Genomic DNA, 16903 nt, shown 5'->3' with positions numbered 1-16903 from the left:
AGAAAAAATATGAAACTATTCGACGTATATCCACTTTACGATGTTACCCCAGTAAAGGCCAAGGGTATTGAGGTCTGGGACGACAAAGGGGAAAAATATCTGGATTTTTATGGTGGACATGCCGTAATTTCCATTGGCCATACCCATCCGCACTATGTGAAGCGAATTAAGGAACAATTGGATAAGATGGCGTTTTACAGCAATTCCGTCCAAAATCCGCTGCAAACAGCCTTGGCCCAAAAATTGGGCAAAATGTCCGGATGCGAAGATTACGACCTTTTTATGTGCAATTCAGGAGCGGAAGCCAATGAAAACGCTCTGAAACTGGCCTCGTTCCACACGGGAAAGGCCAAAATCATAGCATTTACCAATAGTTTTCACGGGAGAACATCTGCTGCGGTCGCTGCCACGGACAACCCGAGCATAAATGCCCCCATCAACAAGCAACAAGAGGTTACTTTTTTGGCATTGAACGATTTTAATGCTTTTGAAAAGGCCATCAAAAGCGATGATTATTGCGCCGTTATCTTGGAAGCCATCCAAGGTGTGGGCGGATTGGATGAACCTACCACGGAATTCTTCCAGTTTATCTCCAAAAAATGCAAGGAAAATAATGTTGTTCTTATTGCAGATGAAGTACAATCAGGCTACGGACGAAGCGGTAAATTCTTTGCTTTTCAACATCACGGCATTCAACCCGGCATTATTTCCATAGCCAAAGGTATGGGGAACGGCTTTCCTGTTGGCGGTATCTTGATTCATGAATCTTTTAAACCATCGTATGGCCTTTTGGGCACCACCTTTGGTGGCAACCATTTGGCCTGTGCGGCATCTCTGGCAGTTTTGGAGGTTTTGGAAGATGAAAACCTGATAAAAAACGCTGCTGAACTTGGCTCCTATTTCAAGGAAAAAGCTGCGGAAGTACCGGAAATCAAAAATATAAAAGGAAAAGGGTTGATGATTGGACTGGAGTTCGATTTTGAAGTTGCCGCCCTACGTAAAAAAATGATCGTGGAGCAGCATATGTTCACCGGCAGTGCCAAAAACAAGCATTTGTTGCGGTTCTTACCGGCCCTGAACATCACAAAAAGTAATATAGACCTATTCTTTGAAGCCCTCAAAAAAGCATTGAAATGAAGCATTATCTAACAGTTGACGATATAGCATCCCTACCCGATTGGGTGGACGAAGCAATCAACCTAAAAAAAGACCCGTATCAGTTTGAAGATTTGGGCAAAAGGAAAACCATCTGCTTGTTGTTTTTCAACAATAGCCTCAGAACACGTTTGAGCACACAAAAAGCGGCCATGAGCCTTGGCATGGAAGTAATGATCATGAATTTTGGAAACGAAGGTTGGGCGCTGGAATACGGGGATGGCACTGTAATGGACCAAGGCACTTCGGAACACATTAAGGAAGCTGCGCAAGTGGTTTCCCAATATTCAGATATTGTTGCCATTAGAGCGTTTGCAGGATTAAAGGATAAGGAGAAAGATGAGGCCGAAGAAGTCATCAACGGATTTTCAAAGTATGCTTCGATTCCCGTGGTAAATATGGAAAGTTCGGTGGGTCACCCGCTTCAGGCTTTGGCAGATGCCATCACTTTGAAGGAGAATAAAGCCAAAAAGAGATCCAAAGTCGTGCTTTCTTGGGCTCCGCACCCAAAAGCGTTGCCACATGCTGTTGCCAATTCATTTATTCAGATGATGAAGAAGCAGGATGCTGATTTTGTGATTACCCATCCAAAAGGGTATGAACTCAATCCAGAGATAACCAAGGGTTGTACAATTGAGTATAATCAAGATGAAGCGTTGAAAGGTGCCGATTTCGTCTACGTAAAAAATTGGAGCAGTTATTCGGATTATGGAAAAGTGTTGAGTACCGATAAAAATTGGACCATCACCAAAGAGAAACTAGGCAATGCCAAATTTATGCACTGCCTCCCGGTAAGAAGAAATATGATTGTGGACGATGCTGTTTTGGACAGTGGGCAATCTTTGGTGGTGGAGCAAGCCAAAAACAGGGTTTTCTCAGCTCAAATTGTATTAAAGAAAATATTGGAAGACATATGAAACTAAAGGGCAAGGTTTGTATAGTTACCGGAGCAACAAGTGGAATGGGGAAATCCATTGCCAAAGGACTTTCTGCCGAAGGAGCTAGCTTGGTACTTTCTGGTAGAAACCAAGAAAGGGGAAAGGCTTTGGAAGAAGAATTGGACAATGCCGTATTTCTGGCAGGCGACATTACGGACCCATCCTATAACAAAAAATTGGTGGAAACGGCTCTGGAGGCCTACGGAAAACTGGATATTCTATTATTGAACGCTGGTATTCTCGGATTAGGGAATGTTCAAGAGTTGTCCATAGAATCTTGGCAAAAAACCATCAACACCAATTTAAGCTCCATATTTTATCTTTGTAAATACGCCCTACCACACTTACAGAAACAACCGCAAGGCAATATTTTGATCAATGCATCAATAGCAGCATTTAAAAGTTTTCCAAATCACCCGGCGTATTGTGCTTCAAAAGCGGCATCTGTTGCCCTAATGAAGCAAATGGCGGTTGATTATGCGCCAAAAATTAGAGTGAATGCCATTTGCCCCGGCCCTGTGGACACTCCCTTATTATGGGAATCCGCCAAGGCATTTGAACAACCAGAAACTGCTGTGGAAAATGCGAAAAGGACTACATTGTTAAAAAGGTTGGGCACGCCTGAAGATATTACTAAACTTGTACTTTTTTTAGTATCTGATGACAGTTCATGGATTACGGGAACTACAGTTACCATAGATGGAGGGATTATAAATACATAGCATGAAACAAAAATTATCCGTAGTTAAAATAGGCGGAAACCTTATAGAAGATGCCGAAGGGTTCAAGCACGTATTAGAGCTTTTCTCTAAAATGAACGAAAATAAGATTTTAGTTCACGGAGGCGGAAAAAAAGCCACAGAATTGGCAAATCAATTGGGTGTGGAATCCAAAATGGTGAATGGGAGAAGGATTACCAATGCCGAAACCCTGGACATTGCCCTAATGGTGTACGGGGGATTGGTAAGCAAAAAAATAGTGGCCAAATTACAGGCATTGGGTACCGATGCCATTGGAATGAGCGGAGCCGATGCGAATGCTATCAAAGCCCATAAAAGGCCTAAAAAAAATGTTGATTTTGGTTATGTGGGCGATGTGGATATGGTAAACACCTACGGTATCTTTAAATTGCTTCAGGCTGGTTTCACCCCTATTTTTTGTGCACTTACCCACGATGGCAAGGGACAAATGTTGAACACCAATGCCGACACCATTGCCGCCGAACTTGCCATTGCCATGTCCGACCAATTTGAAACAACACTTTATTATTGCTTCGATAAAAAAGGCGTGCTCCAAGATGTTGAAGATGAAAACTCCGTAATTCAGCACATAGACTCCAAAGGCTATGATGAACTTTTGGCTTATGGAATCATTGCGGACGGAATGCTCCCCAAAATGCACAACTGTTTTTATGCCTTGCGCAACCATGTTGCCAAAGTTTGCGTAGGAAACACCAATATGCTGGAGGCAAACAACTCAGACTATACCACATTGACCTTATGAAAATAACCCAGGACATATTAACGGAAAAAGCCATTGAACTGCTGGAAAAACTCATAAGCATACCCTCTTTTTCAGGTGAGGAAGATAAAACAGGTGATGCCATTGAAGCCTTTCTGCAAAGTTTTGGCGTAAAAACCCAAAGGCAGCACAACAACATTTATGCTTTCAACAAATATTTTGATGAGAGCAAACCCACCTTGTTACTAAATTCGCACCACGACACGGTAAAGCCGAACAGCGCCTATACCAAAGACCCTTTTGATGCTCATATCGAGGACGGTAAACTGTACGGACTTGGCAGTAACGATGCCGGGGGATGTTTGGTGTCTCTACTGGCCACTTTTGTTCATTTTTATGAGAAAGAGGGTCTAAATCATAACATAATTATGGCCGCTACGGGCGAGGAAGAGGATGCCGGGGAAAAAAGTATTAGAGCATTGCTCCCTATCCTTCCAAAAATAGATGTGGCCATCGTGGGCGAACCTACGCTCATGGATTTGGCCATAGCCGAAAAAGGACTGGTGGTTTTTGATGCTGTTGTGGAAGGAACGCCATCCCATGCGGCACATCCCAACGACAACAATGCCATTTACAATACAATTGAGGTGCTGCAATGGCTCAAAAATTATTCCTTTGATAAGGTTTCCGATGCGCTGGGGGAGGTAAAATTGACCACTACCCAAATCAATGCCGGGAACCAACACAATGTGGTGCCTGGCCATGTAGACCTGGTGATCGATGTTCGCGTGAACGATTGTTACAGCAATCAGGAAATTGCTGATATTCTTCAAAAAGAAGCACCGTGCAAAATGATTCCTCGTTCTTTACGGTTGAATTCATCTTGCATAAATTCCGACCATGATTTGGTGAAAAGCGGATTGGCTTTGGGGCGTAAAACCTATGGTTCCCCTACCTTGTCCGACCAAGCTGCACTGACATGTCAATCGGTAAAATTAGGCCCTGGTGATAGCACACGCTCCCATTCGGCCAACGAATTTATATTCGTCAACGAAATTGAAGAAGGGATAGATATTTACATTAAAACCCTAACGGGATTTTTGCAATAACCTGTCAGTTCGAGTGCAGTCGAAGGGCAATAGATATCGAAAGTATAAGATTCCCGCCTTCGCGGGAATGAAAAAGGAAAAACTATGAAACTCTGGGACAAAGGATTCAGTACCGATAAAAAGATAGACCATTTTACCGTAGGCAATGATCGTGAGCTCGATTTGGTATTGGCCAAATATGATGTGATCGCCTCCAAGGCGCACGCTAAAATGCTGGGCAAGGTCGGCCTGATTTCCGAAGAGGAAGCCAAGGATTTGACCAAAGCATTGGATGGCATTGCCAAGGACATCCAAAAAGGAAAGTTCGCCATTGAGGATGATTTTGAGGACATGCACTCCAAAATCGAATTTATGTTGACCGAAAAATTGGGTGATACCGGTAAAAAAATCCATTCTGCACGCTCCCGTAACGATCAAGTTTTGGTAGCCATGCAGTTATATCTTAAAGATCAGCTTACCGAAATCAAAAATCAAGTAAAGGCTCTTTTTGACTTGTTGATGAATCTTGCGGACAAACACAAAAATGTCTTGCTGCCCGGGTACACCCATCTCCAGATTGCCATGCCGTCCTCTTTTGGGCTTTGGTTTTCTGCTTATGCCGAAAGTTTGGTGGATGATTTATACTTTGTACAGGCCGCTCATAAAGTTGCCGACCAAAATCCTCTGGGAAGTGCTGCGGGTTACGGCAGCTCGTTTCCTATTGATAGGAGTTTCTCCACTGCCGAAATGGGATTTGCCACCCAAAAATACAATGTGGTGGCCGCCCAAATGGGCCGTGGTAAAGTGGAAAAAGCGACGGCTTTCGGGATTTCGAGCGTAGCGGCTACCCTATCCAAAATGGCGATGGACATTTGCCTGTACATGAGCCAGAATTTTGATTTCATCTCCTTCCCCAATGAACTCACCACGGGAAGCAGCATTATGCCGCACAAGAAAAACCCGGATGTGTTTGAATTGATCAGGGGCAAGTGCAATAAAATTCAAGCGGTGCCCAACCAACTCATTTTAATAATGAACAATTTGCCCAGCGGATACCACAGGGACCTTCAATTGGTGAAGGAGGTCATTGTTCCTGCGTTGCAGGATATGCATGCTTGTTTGGAGATGATGACTTTTAGCCTAAAGGAAATCAAGGTAAACAAAGCTATTTTGGACGACCCCAAATATGATTACCTCTTTAGTGTGGACACTTTGAACGAACTTGTAAAAAGTGGTATGCCTTTCCGAGATGCCTATAAAACCATGGGCAAAGCCATAGAAAATGGCAATTTTAAACCAAAACGCGACATTGACCATACCCACGAGGGCAGCTTGGGCAATTTATGTCTGGAGCAGATAAAGGAGAAGATGGATGCTCTGTTCCCTTAAAAAGGCACCTCCATATTTAAAACTGACAACATATCATACTTGATCTCACAGGTTTCCCTTTACTAAAATGTCAAAATGACATTTTAGTAAAAAAAATTTTAACATTCTGAAAACCTGAATATTAAAAAAATACAAAGAATGTAGCACTGCTGAATTTGGCATTTGATTTGAATGCTTACATGTGAACTATTTGAATTATTGTCTAACTTTAAAATTTAGCAGTTATGAGTAATTTAGTTGCAACAAAAAATGGAAGTACGGCAAAATCTAATTCGAATGTGCCAACCTTCCCCATGTGGTCTTCTTGGATTGATGAATTGTTCAACAAGGAGTTGCCACCCGTATTTACCTCCAACTTTAACACGGGAATCACACTTCCCAAAGTAAACATTAAGGAAACCAAAGATTCCTACTATGTGGAAATGGCCGTTCCCGGGTTGAAAAAATCCGATTTTACGGTGGACTTGGACAATAAAATTTTGTCCATTACCGCTGATTCCAAAACAGAAAACCAAGAAAACGAGGACAATCTCATTCGAAGGGAGTTTGGGTATTCATCATTCAAGCGTTCTTTTACGTTGCCAGAAACGGTAAACGAAGACAAGATAAAAGCCGAGTATAAAAATGGTGTTTTGAGCATCCATTTGCCAAAGCTGGAAGAAGCCATTCAAAAACCGGCGCGCACCATCAAAATTACATAAAATTGTTTGGGGAGAGACCGAAATCGGTCTCTCTTTCAACACAATGTTTTCACTTGTTTTGTTTAACCAAAATTTGATCCCATGAAAAAATTCGTTGCAGTTTTTTTGCTTTCATTGTTTGGTCTTGGCTGCAATGGTCAGGAAAACACAACTGGGAAAGTTGAGGAAAATCAAAATATGACAGAGCAGCCCAAAGGAAATTGGGAAGTGAAAAAGGAATTTGACAAAGAAGGCAATTTGATTCGTTATGATTCGATTTACTCGTGGTCCTCATCGGATTACACGAACAGATTGGGTGATTTGAACAGGGATAGTTTGTTTTCATCGAACTCATTTAGACTTTTTGATTTTAAACTTTTTCAGGACCAGCACGATGAAGGAGAGGTAGTTGAACCCTTTCCAGCTTTCCGTGGTGGTATCGAACCTGTTGAGCAGTGAGCGAAAGCTGTCCATCCATGCATTGGTGCGCTCTATCACATATCTTTCATCATATAGTTCCTGATCAAAATACTCGTCCCTCTCCACGTCCCCGTTCCTTTTGTTGAAGCAGACATTGGCATTGATTTCCTTGGCGGCGCAGGCCGACCTGAAGTCCTTGGAATCAAAACCCGCATCCGCATTGAGGAACAGTCCTTCAACATTTATTTTGGCATTTTCAAGGGTGGCGGTGACCACCTCGAACTGTACCTCTATGTCGTACAGGTCGTTATGGTTGCCCGCCACAGGCTCGGACATGGCCAATGGCAATCCCTGTCTGTCGGCCAGATATAGTGCATTGGTGGTCTTTCTGCGCTTGCGGCCTTGGTACTCCACGCCCTGTCCGCCCCTTAGTGCGGGAGTGTGGCTACCGTCAAGGTCCACGCTGGAAAGGTCGAGCCTGTCCCGGTATTTTTCAAGTATGCCCGTCCAACATCGGTAAAAAGTGCCCGATAGGCACCATTTCCTGAAATGATAATAAACGCCCTGCCAGGTCAATGCCCTTGCCGAAAAAAGTGAGGTTACGGGCAGGTATTCCCATTGCACGCCCGTCTTCATCTTGTAAAGGACGGCATTGACAATCTCGGAGAGCGCGACCCTAGGCGGAAAACCGCGTCTTGGCATCGGTATATTGGGTACAATTTCCATTTCTATTATATCTTTGTCGAGTACTTTGTACATGGGCTATGGAGTTTGAGTGTTGCAACACAAATATCCGTAGCCCTATCTTTCGATCCAAAAAAAGTCTAAATCACTTCATCATATAAATCCAAGTTCTCCAAGCATTTTTCATATTTCAATCAAAATGACTTCAATAATTTTTTTGAAGACGATTCTATTTTTGCCAAACATTTTTTTGAGGAAGACTTTTTTGAAAGTCCTTTGGGCAAAGACTTTATCAATTTAGACTTATTACACAAACGCATGGAGGAAATGCACAAAAGATTTATGGGACAATATGTGCCCGAACACAAAGAGGAAGAAAACCAATAAATATAACCCTGCTCATCCAAAAAAAATGCCTCTGTACAAGGTGCAGGGGTATTTTGTTTTTTGATGAAAAATGGATGAAAACAGAAAAGTTTTGACATAAATTGGGCTGAATTATCAACCCATCAACTTTCAACTAGAATTTAAGTCAAACAAAATTGCACTCAGCGTATTTCAGCATAGGCACAATCATGATGCTTGCGCCGGCGAGGGGACGCAAAAAGTCCTTAATTTTTAAATTACAGCTTACTTTTTTTTAATTTTGGCTAAATCCATCAATCCAAAAGGGCCATTGGTCAATTGTGCCTTGATCTAAACATTAAATTTCTCGAACTTCCCTTTGCTAAGCAAGCATTCACCAATTTTTTGACCATACATTAAAAAATGAACCCTATTTAGGCAGTGATACTGGTTTGGAAAAAAATAAGAGGAGTCCGCATTTTGGACCTTATCGGCTATGTTTTAATCAAGTACACCTGTTTAGGGAACCATTACATAACAGGCTGGTAATTAAAATCAAAAATACTGTTGAAGCAAAAACAGTTATTGACAACCTGTCAAAGCACATCCAAATCATTCACTTTTTTAAGCAAAAAAATATACGGGATAACAAATACTGGGATCTTGATTTCTTTGAAGATGACGATACGTTTTTGGTATTTGAAATGCTTTCTGATGTTATATACATTGCTCTGGAAAATATATACTATAGTGTGGTGGAGTTAGCTCCTTTTATGGAGGATTGCCAATTTTTCGTCTTTTCCAATGGAGATGGAAATACACATTGAATCGATGAGTATTGTATTGAAAGCTATAACGTCACTTTAAACAGAAGTTATACCGAAGGTGGAATCTATACCGGGCGCTTGGATTTTTATATTAAAAAGCAGAGGAAAATCCAAAGGACAATAACTTTTTAAAGTTCGCTCTGTTCCAACTTTATGATAGATTACATTCTTGGACAAAAGGGTTGGAAAAGTATCCAATAAAAACAGTGTCAACAACTCATCCCTAAAGGGTTCCTACATATACCATTTGAATAAATTGTACAGTATTGATCAAGATTGTCAAGATTTATATGCTTTGAATAATAAATACAATTTCGATTCCTTTGTATAATTTCACTTTTATAGTTTGTTTACAAATGTGTTATGCATGGGAGACTTTCCAAAGTATAGATTATTTACGCACTTTATGAAAGTTTACTTGACAATATTATAATTTTCAACAATAGAGGCACCTCTGTTTTAATGCAATGCTAAAAATCAAAGTAAATTATTACTTTTGTCTCACTAAACAAACAATGATCAACCGACACTTTTCCACCCCCGTTCTCGTGGCTTTTGCCATGCTCTTTTGTACGCTTTCATTAGCCCAAAAGAAGAATGCCGATTACAAAATCCACCTATTTAAAACCAATGAAACCTTTACCATAGATGGTATCGGTGACGAGGCCACATGGCAAAAGGCAGAAACTGCCAAGGACTTTTTTATGGTATTGCCCATGGACGATCGCAAGGCCACACAGCCATCCGAAGTAAAAATGGCCTATGACGATAAACAACTCTACCTCTTGGCCACTTTTTTTAAAACGCCGGGCAATACCTATGTGGTGGAATCGCTCCGTAGGGACTTCTCCTTTGGGGGCAACGATAATTTTCTATTGTTCATGGACCCGTTCAACAACCAGACCACGGGGTTTAGCTTTGGTGCAAACGCCTATGGAGCGCAGTGGGACGGCACCATGTCCAATGGAGGCAGCATAGACCTTAATTGGGACAGTAAATGGGTGTCCGAAGTACAGAGTTATGAAGACAAATGGGTGGTGGAAATGGCTATTCCCTTTAAATCCATTAGATACGAAAAAGACGTGACGGAATGGGGTGTTAATTTTTCGAGATTGGACCTCAGTACCAACGAAAAATCGAGTTGGACCCCTATTCCAAGACAGTTTCCCACCGCTTCTTTGGCCTATACCGGCACCATGGTGTGGGACAATCCACCGCCAAAGCAGGGGCTCAATTATTCTCTTATTCCTTATGTTCTGGGCACGGTGGGCAATTCCAGCATTGACGATATTGATTACGACAATGAATTTAAGGTAGGTGGCGATCTAAAACTGGGGCTTACCTCATCCTTGAATTTAGATTTGACCATCAACCCGGATTTTTCGCAGGTAGAAGCAGACCGCCAAGTGGCCAATTTGACCCGATTTGAGCTCTTTTTCCCGGAAAGACGCCAGTTTTTCCTTGAAAATGCCGACCTCTTTGCCAGTTTCGGGTACGATGAGATTCGTCCTTTCTTTTCACGTAGGATAGGACTGGGCGTCCCCATTATTGCAGGTGCTCGGGTAAGTGGAAACCTTAATAGAAACCTCCGTTTGGGCTTAATGGACATGCAAACCGACAAAATGGACGAAACAGGGCTGCCCAGTCAAAACTTTGCAGTGCTTTCGTTGCAACAAAAGGTCTTTTCTCGATCCAATATTGGTTTGATGTTCGTAAACAAGGAATCCTTGGACTACGAAGCTATGGCCGACAGCCTAAAAACCGAATACACCAAATTCAACCGAAATTTAGGGTTGGAGTACAACTTGGCATCTGCCGATAACAAGTACAACGGAAAGGTATTTATGCTCAAATCCTTTGGACCAGATTCCTCTTATAACGGTTTGGCACAAGGCGCACATTTGGAATACAGCAGCCGAAATTGGAACTGGCGCGTGCAACAGGAGTATATTTCCCCAAATTTTACCTCCGAAGTAGGTTTTGTACCGCGAAACAATTATATCAAGCTGGAAGGTTCCGTAGGGTATCTATTTTTGCCCGCAAGCGATAAAGTAGTGAGCCATGGTCCGCAGTACACAGGGTTTTATTATTTCAACCCAAGCATGAAGTCTACGGATTATGTATCCATTCTAGGGTACGCAGTAAACTTTTTGGACCGTAGCTCTTTAGGGGTAGATGTGTTTAACGAATACGTACAGCTTTTGGCTCCTTTTGACCCCACCAATACCGACAAAGAGGAGTTGGCAGCCGGTACGCAACACCACTGGAACGGGGTTTATATTTCATATAATTCACGACCTAAAAGCTTGTTTACCTACAATATGACCACGCGATTGGGCCGCTATTTTTCGGGAGGTTACCGCACCAATATAAACGCGGAATTGGGCTATCGTTTTCAACCGTATGTGAGCTTGGGTGCTAGACTTAGCTACAATAATTTGGATTTGCCCGAGCCTTGGTACACTACCGATTTTTGGCTAGTGGGCACAGAGGCCGACATTACCTTTACCAATAAACTGTTTTGGAATACGCTGTTCCAGTACAATGAACAAAACAAAAATTTCGGCATCAACTCCAGATTGCAATGGCGCTACGCCCCAGCCTCCGACCTGTTCTTGGTATTTAACAACAACGAACAACTATCCCCACTGGAAGGTAATTTATGGTCGTTGACGCTCAAGTTTACGTATTGGTTTAATCGATGATTTCAATCCGTCAATTCCCCTTGTTGGCGAGTGTCACACTCGTGCCCTCTGACATCCAATAAACAATCCCTAAAGGGATCACTTTATATTCCTCAAATTGATCACCTCCTGCTCGGTCAAGTGTCGCCAATGGCCTCGTGGTAAATCCTTTTTGGTAAGTCCAGCAAAAATGACGCGGTCCAATTTGGTGACATTGTACCCCAAATGCTCAAAAATACGGCGCACAATGCGGTTACGCCCACTGTGAATCTCTATCCCTACCTCTCGTTTTGGTGCTCCTTGAATGTAACTTACACTATCCACAGTAATTGGGCCATCTTCCAGTTCAAGACCAGCTTCAATTTTGTGGAGATCGGCCAAACTTAGATTATTGTCCAAATGCACATGGTAGATTTTGCGCACGTTATGTTTGGGATGGGTCAATTTTTTGGTGAGGTCACCGTCATTGGTGAACAGTAAAAGTCCAGTAGTATTTCTATCCAAACGGCCCACGGGCAACAAACGATTGTTTGAGGCACTCGAAATCAACTCCATTACGGTACGACGTCCCTTTTCATCACTTGTAGTGGTGATAAAGTTCTTGGGTTTGTTCAGCAAAATGTACTCCTTCTTTTCCAAGCTGAGCCGTTTACCATCAAAACGCACATCATCGGAACGTTTTACCTTAAAACCCATTTCGGTCACGGTTTTTCCATTTACCGTAACATTCCCTGCGGCAATGTAGGTGTCAGCTTCCCTTCGGGAACAAATGCCGGCATTGGCAATGTAGCGGTTCAAGCGAATTTCATCGGGATTGGATGGTTTTCTTGGGGCGCTCTGCCTTGGTTTTGAGGAAAATTTTTTATCAAACGGCTTCTTTCTGTCCCCGCCCTTGAAGTTTTTGGAAGGTCTTCTGCCTTTGTTGTTGTCTGATTTCGCCATCAGTCTATTTTTTTGCAAATGTACTCTTTTTAAGTTCCAAAAATCCTAAAGAACAAAGAATTACAAAATTCGGTTCAGCACCACATCCACATCAATTAAAAGGATACTGAAAACGCCAACAACAATGATAAGTTTGATGATATTGTGCAGCCAAACGTAGTGCTTTTTCCCATTGGCCCTCCACAGCAAGAACAAAAACAAAATCAAAAAAGCGATGCAGGCCATAAAGTATAAGTACATATACCCTACATCAAAGGCCTTGATAAGCAAAAGGGCAGGAAACAGGGTAAGGACAATGAGCAAGGATATGATGGTTTTTGATACGTTTTGACCATAAATAATGGGGATGGTCTTGTAGTTCTGGGCCATATCCCCGGCCATATTCTCCAAATCTTTGATCATTTCGCGGGCCAAAATCAACAGAAACAAGAAAACGGCGTGCACAAAAATCACCGTTTGAAAGTTCTGATAGTACACAAATACCACAAAAAAAGGGGCAATGGCCAAGGTAGAGGACACTAAATTCCCCAAAAAAGGGATACGCTTTAGTTTGTGCGAATAGATCCAAATACCAAAAATATAGGCAGAAAAAAACAGGACTGCCTTAAACGAGATATAGCTCGCTGCAAAAACGGCCAAAAAGTTAAGGATAAAATAGGTGGTCAATTTAAAACGCTGGCTCACTAAACGATCCAACATACTTTTGGTGGGCTTGTTGATGAGATCCTTTTCGGCATCGTAAAAGTTATTGATGATATATCCGCTGGCAATCGTAAGTGCCGAAGCGGTAACGATCAAGAACAGATTTAAGTCCAAAACCACTTTGCGCAGAGGTATATTGGGAGCCAAAATGTAAATGGAGGCCAAGTATTGCGCCAAGGTAATGACCAGGATGTTATAACCCCTGACCACTGAAAACAGACTCAACAGCTTAAAAAGCAAGAGTTTGTTTTTTCTACTGAGCATGTATTTGCTTTTAGAAGTTGTACACTACTTCCAAATCATGGCCTTTGAGTGCTTTTTTGGCTTTTTCCAAGTCTTGGGTAAAGCCTAAAATATAACCGCCGCCACCCGATCCACAAAGTTTAAGGTAGTAATCGTTGGTTTCGATCCCCTTTTTCCAAAGTTGGTGAAATTTGGATGGAATCATCGGTTTAAAATGGTCAAAAACCACGTGCGACAATTGTTTTAGATTTCCGAACAATGATTTTACGTTGCCGTTTAAAAAATCTTCCACACAGGCATCGGTGTGTTTTACAAATTGATTTTTTATCATGTTACGGAAACCTTCCTGCTTCATGTTTTCCATGAACAATTGCACCATAGGTGCCGTTTCCCCAGTCATTCCGCTATCCAATAAAAATACTGCTCCTTTTCCTTCGGTATTTTGTGAAGGAATACTGGTGGATTCGATATTGTCCTTGGAATTAATCAATATGGGAAGACTCAAATAACTGTTCAATGGGTCCAATCCGGAAGATTTACCGTGGAAGAAAGATTCCATTTTCCCGAAAATCTTCTTCAGCTGAAGTAATTTTTCACGGGTCAAGTTCTCCAAAACCGTAATTTTGTTTGTGGCATAGCGGTCATAAATAGCAGCGACCAAAGCACCACTACTACCAATTCCATAGCCTTGCGGAATAGAGCTGTCAAAGTACATTCCATCGGCCACATCTTTTTCCAAAGCTTCGATATCAAAAGAAACCAAGCCAGGCTCTTCAGTCTCAAGATTTTTTAAATATTCGGCAAAAGCCATTAGGCTTTTATTGGATCTTAGGGCCATTTCGGAATCGTTCTTGTCACTTTTCAATGCCCCTTTGAAAAAATTATAGGGTATTGACAGTCCTTTGGAGTCTTTAATAATGCCGTACTCCCCGAACAATAAAATCTTCGAATAAAATAATGGACCTTTCATATTATACTACTAAGATACAAACAAATTTTGTTCAATGTTTGATAAAATTCGGTAAACAAGTTGGTTTTATCTATAAAAAACTGCTTCCACGGTCAAAAATCATGGCAAATAACGTAAAAAAACAGCTTAGCTGTTCATTTTTAGTCGTTTATTTTGATGGCTCCCGACCCTACTTGATCGTGAATGTATTGACCATTCTCACAATGTCCCACCAATTCATCTTTGATAAAAATCTGTACTTTCTCCTTGTTGGAAGATGGATACAACAAATGCACATTGGCCCCAGCATCCAGCGTAAAGCAAACCGGTGTTTTGGTTGCTTCGCGATACTGCCAAATTTTGTTGATTATTTTCAGCGTATCGGGTTTCATCAGCATAAAATAGGGCATACTCGTCATCATCATGGCGTGCAAGGTCAACGCCTCACTTTCCACCATTTTAATGAATTCTTCCAAATCACCATTGGCCAAAATAGGCTTTAGCTTGTCTAAATTGGAAAATGCCTGTTCAAATCGGTCTTCGGCATATGGGTGTCCATGCATTAATTGGTGCCCAACGGTACTGCTGACTTGTTTTTGTCCTTTGTGCACCAGCAAAATTGTATCGCAATAGCTCTTAAAAACCGGGTCGACCTCAAACGGATATTCAATGCCATACAAATCGGAGCTTTTAGGTATGTTTGAGTGCCTTCCCCATTGCACCAAACTGCCTTTTACACTGCGACAGGCACTTCCCGAACCCAATCGTGCCAAATACGATGCTTTTGAATTGAACAAATCCTCATCCAAAGACGGATTCAGTTCTTTTTCAATATCCATCAAACAAAGGGAAAGGGCCGCCATTCCACTGGCCGATGATGCAATCCCACTGCTATGTGGAAAAGAATTTGAGGTTTCAATCGTAAAATGGTATTCCTTCAAAAAAGGTAGATACGTCTCAACACGCTCCAAAAAAGCCTGAATCTTTGGTTTAAAATGGTCCTTGGGCTTTCCTTCGAACAGTAAATCAAAAGAAAGCGTTTCATTGTTATCCTTCTTCTCAAATAAAACGGAAGTTGTTGTGGCACAGGTGTCCAACGTGAAGCTGATGGATGGATTGGCAGGAATCTGAACGGGTTTTTTTCCCCAATATTTTACCAAAGCAATATTGCTGGGCGCTTTCCAAGTTACTTTGCCGTTATCAGGTGATTTTTGATAGACCCCTGGCAAAAAATCTTTTTCCGTCATTTGGAATGGGTATTTTGGACAAATATAAGCAGGGGGAAGCGTACTGGGCATCGGATTGAAATAAATTCTTATTTTCGTTGGAGTTGCACCGACCATGAAAAAAAGAATTGTTTACATAACCATCTGTGTTTTGATTTGCCTTGCCATAGGATTCCTTTCCAGCATAGCCACCCAAAGTTCGGTAAACGACTGGTATCTTAGCCTCAACAAGCCATCCTTTACACCTCCAAACTGGCTTTTTGCTCCTGTTTGGACTGCCCTATACATTATGATGGGAATTGCCGCAGGTATTGTTTGGTCCAAAGGCTACCACCATATTTGGGTAAAGACCGCCCTGTACCACTTTGTTTTTCAGTTGTTGCTCAATGCGCTGTGGAGCATTGTTTTCTTCGGATTAAAAAATCCGCTTGCGGGCATGGTGGTTATTTTGGCTTTGCTCACAGTGATCATACTCACCATAAAATGGTTCAAGGTCATTAGCAAACCTGCCGCACTTTTAATGATTCCCTATGTGCTGTGGGTGGCCTTTGCCGCTGCTCTGAACTATAAAATTTGGGAGCTTAACCCTTAACCGAAGCCATTTCCAAAAGCTTCAACATGGTTTTATGGTTACGGGTAGTAGCCTCTACTTTTAACTTATTTTCAATAAGGTTGTTATTGAGTTTTGCCCTACCGTACCCATTTTTACATAGTAAATACACACATTGGTTCGTAATTTGGTATCCCTCATGTTCAAAATGAAGTTGATTGAACTGATTGACCAATTCCTCTTTTGAAGGAGTTTTGAGCAAAACGTAGTACAGTTTATTTTCTTCACTTTCCTTTGCAAAAGGATTGGCCTCCAAAATGGCTTTCACATCTTCTTTTTTAATCACCAAGGTTGGTACATCAAACCCAAAACGCTGATGGATTGCATGGGTTACGACCTCCTGAAGTTTTTCTCGGTCAGCTTCGTCACTTTCAAAAACAATGTTCCCACTTTGGATGTATGTTTTTAGGTTTTTTAGCCCAGTAGCTTCCAAAATACTAGACAACTCCCTCATTTTAATCTTCTTTTGGCCGCTAACATTGATTCCCCTAAGTAGCCCTATAAATGTATTGCCCATAATAATCGATTCAGAACTCAAATTTATTTTAGTAAATTGAAAC

General features: G+C 41.7%; 15 protein-coding genes. 9 read left to right on the top strand and 6 right to left on the bottom strand.

What is annotated here, in order from left to right; all coding sequences use genetic code 11:
* The first annotated feature begins 9 nt into the window (after window positions 1-9).
* From VM932_RS05445 to VM932_RS05415, 7 genes are all read left to right on the top strand, one after another.
* Window positions 10-1137 (top strand): aspartate aminotransferase family protein, encoded by a 1128-nt coding sequence (locus VM932_RS05445; protein WP_326277562.1) that lies wholly within the window; start codon window positions 10-12, stop codon window positions 1135-1137.
* Window positions 1134-2072: a Rossmann-fold NAD(P)-binding domain-containing protein gene (locus VM932_RS05440; protein ID WP_326277560.1), complete on the top strand. Its 939-nt coding sequence runs from the start codon at window positions 1134-1136 to the stop codon at window positions 2070-2072. The genes VM932_RS05445 and VM932_RS05440 overlap by 4 nt, the downstream gene beginning before the upstream one ends.
* Entirely contained in the window at window positions 2069-2815 is a 747-nt protein-coding gene (locus VM932_RS05435; RefSeq protein ID WP_326277559.1) for an SDR family NAD(P)-dependent oxidoreductase, read from the top strand. Before VM932_RS05440 ends, VM932_RS05435 begins: the two co-directional genes overlap by 4 nt.
* 1 nt (window position 2816) lies before the next feature.
* Window positions 2817-3596 carry an acetylglutamate kinase gene (argB, locus tag VM932_RS05430; RefSeq protein WP_326277557.1) on the top strand — a complete coding sequence of 260 codons (780 nt, stop codon included), beginning with the start codon at window positions 2817-2819 and terminating at the stop codon, window positions 3594-3596.
* Window positions 3593-4663 carry a M20 family metallo-hydrolase gene (locus tag VM932_RS05425; protein WP_326277555.1) on the top strand — a complete coding sequence of 357 codons (1071 nt, stop codon included), beginning with the start codon at window positions 3593-3595 and terminating at the stop codon, window positions 4661-4663. Before argB ends, VM932_RS05425 begins: the two co-directional genes overlap by 4 nt.
* An 84-nt stretch (window positions 4664-4747) precedes the next feature.
* Window positions 4748-6031, top strand: coding sequence for an argininosuccinate lyase (argH, locus tag VM932_RS05420; RefSeq protein WP_326277554.1), 1284 nt, complete (start codon window positions 4748-4750; stop codon window positions 6029-6031).
* A 224-nt stretch (window positions 6032-6255) separates the two neighbouring features.
* On the top strand, window positions 6256-6732 hold the full coding sequence (locus VM932_RS05415) for an Hsp20/alpha crystallin family protein (RefSeq protein WP_326277553.1): 477 nt from the start codon (window positions 6256-6258) through the stop codon (window positions 6730-6732).
* Window positions 6733-7062: 330 nt separating this feature from the next.
* On the opposite strand, the gene VM932_RS05410 is transcribed toward VM932_RS05415, so the two are convergent.
* Window positions 7063-7890: an IS5 family transposase gene (locus tag VM932_RS05410; protein ID WP_326277552.1), complete on the bottom strand. Its 828-nt coding sequence runs from the start codon at window positions 7888-7890 to the stop codon at window positions 7063-7065.
* A 1612-nt stretch (window positions 7891-9502) separates the two neighbouring features.
* On the opposite strand from VM932_RS05410, the gene VM932_RS05405 reads away from it, so the two are divergent.
* The gene (locus tag VM932_RS05405; RefSeq protein WP_326277551.1) at window positions 9503-11692 is read left to right on the top strand and encodes a DUF5916 domain-containing protein; all 2190 of its coding nucleotides are present in this window, start codon (window positions 9503-9505) and stop codon (window positions 11690-11692) included.
* A 78-nt stretch (window positions 11693-11770) separates the two neighbouring features.
* On the opposite strand, the gene VM932_RS05400 is transcribed toward VM932_RS05405, so the two are convergent.
* The 4 genes from VM932_RS05400 to mvaD all read right to left on the bottom strand — a co-directional run bounded on the left by VM932_RS05400 (window position 11771) and on the right by mvaD (window position 15754).
* Window positions 11771-12613 (bottom strand): pseudouridine synthase, encoded by an 843-nt coding sequence (locus VM932_RS05400; protein ID WP_326277550.1) that lies wholly within the window; start codon window positions 12611-12613, stop codon window positions 11771-11773.
* A gap of 60 nt (window positions 12614-12673) precedes the next feature.
* Entirely contained in the window at window positions 12674-13579 is a 906-nt protein-coding gene (locus VM932_RS05395; RefSeq protein WP_326277549.1) for a geranylgeranylglycerol-phosphate geranylgeranyltransferase, read from the bottom strand.
* 10 nt (window positions 13580-13589) lie between these two features.
* Window positions 13590-14528, bottom strand: coding sequence for a mevalonate kinase family protein (locus tag VM932_RS05390; protein WP_326277547.1), 939 nt, complete (start codon window positions 14526-14528; stop codon window positions 13590-13592).
* A gap of 140 nt (window positions 14529-14668) precedes the next feature.
* Window positions 14669-15754 (bottom strand): diphosphomevalonate decarboxylase, encoded by a 1086-nt coding sequence (gene mvaD, locus VM932_RS05385; RefSeq protein ID WP_326277546.1) that lies wholly within the window; start codon window positions 15752-15754, stop codon window positions 14669-14671.
* A 94-nt stretch (window positions 15755-15848) separates the two neighbouring features.
* Between mvaD and VM932_RS05380 the strand changes: the two genes are divergently transcribed.
* On the top strand, window positions 15849-16325 hold the full coding sequence (locus tag VM932_RS05380; RefSeq protein WP_326277544.1) for a TspO/MBR family protein: 477 nt from the start codon (window positions 15849-15851) through the stop codon (window positions 16323-16325).
* Here the strand turns inward: VM932_RS05380 and VM932_RS05375 are convergent.
* Complete coding sequence (locus VM932_RS05375; protein WP_326277542.1) at window positions 16315-16860, bottom strand: DUF1697 domain-containing protein; 546 nt, start codon at window positions 16858-16860, stop codon at window positions 16315-16317. The two genes, VM932_RS05380 and VM932_RS05375, sit on opposite strands and share 11 nt — an antisense overlap.
* Window positions 16861-16903 lie beyond the last annotated feature (43 nt).

This window comes from Flagellimonas halotolerans (genome assembly GCF_035818535.1).
GTDB classification, from domain to species: domain Bacteria; phylum Bacteroidota; class Bacteroidia; order Flavobacteriales; family Flavobacteriaceae; genus Flagellimonas; species Flagellimonas halotolerans.
The sequence above is the reverse complement of the archived record's forward strand: the minus strand, read 5'-3'. Positions and strand labels throughout refer to the sequence as shown.